Below are 831 nucleotides of genomic sequence, written 5' to 3' on the forward strand. Positions count from 1 at the left end.
GGCACGGGCGCGGCGCTGCTGTTCGGGAGCGTGACCAAGGACATCGAACACGACGGCGAGGTCGCGGTGCAGGCAGACGGCCTGCCGCTGACCGAGGACGATCTGGGCTTTGCGTCCGGCCTGCGGCGGGGCGTTTCGCGCGGCAACCGTGTGCTGCTGCTAAAGTCGGAGGACGAGCAGCACTACGACGTGCTGCTCATCATGGAAGGAGGGGAACCCATGGCCGAAGAGAGCATTTTCCCGTTTTTGCAGCCGACGGCAGCTGCCCCTGCGGCCGAGCTGCCTGTGCTGCGCGAGTGCGCATGGGATTTTACAAACGACAGGCCGATTTTGCGGCAGGGCGTGCCGGTCGTGGTCGAGCGGGCGGAGGCGGTCGCGGTGTGGGCGTGGAACGCGCTGCACACCGAGCGGTTTCTCTGGCCGTGTTTCTCGCCGGGCTACGGCAGCGAGATCTACACGCTGATCGGGCAGGGCTACCAGCCCGAGACCAAGCGCGCCGAGGTGCAGCGCTACATCGAGGAGTGCCTGCTTGCCAGCCCCTATATCACCGCGGTGACCGGCATGACGGTTGCCGCCGTGGGCGACCGGCTGGCGGTGGCCTTTGCCATCCAAACCGTGTACGGCGAGATCCAAATGGAGGTGGAAACCGATGCCGGATAATGCACAAACGCTGCAAACGCAGCTGGACGCGCTCAAAGCGACGCTGCTCGCGCAGGACTTCGACAGCCTGACGCCCGAGGGTATCCAAGATATGCTGCGCGCCTTGGTCGAGGACGAGTTGGGGCTGTCCACCGCCGAGGGCACGCTGCTGCAAATCATCCTCGCGCCCGG

2 protein-coding genes are annotated in these 831 nt (G+C 65.9%); both read left to right on the forward strand.

The genetic code is table 11. From position 1 onward, the window contains the following. Positions 1-660, forward strand: a 660-nt coding sequence (locus EJL02_RS14040; protein WP_164510452.1) for a DUF2634 domain-containing protein, incomplete at its 5' end; no start/stop codon positions are given. Further along, on the forward strand, positions 650-831 hold a 182-nt coding region (locus EJL02_RS14045), incomplete at its 3' end, for a hypothetical protein (protein ID WP_164510453.1). The genes EJL02_RS14040 and EJL02_RS14045, both read left to right, overlap by 11 nt.

The organism is Agathobaculum sp. Marseille-P7918 (assembly GCF_900625105.1).
Classification (GTDB): Bacteria; Bacillota; Clostridia; order Oscillospirales; family Butyricicoccaceae; genus Agathobaculum.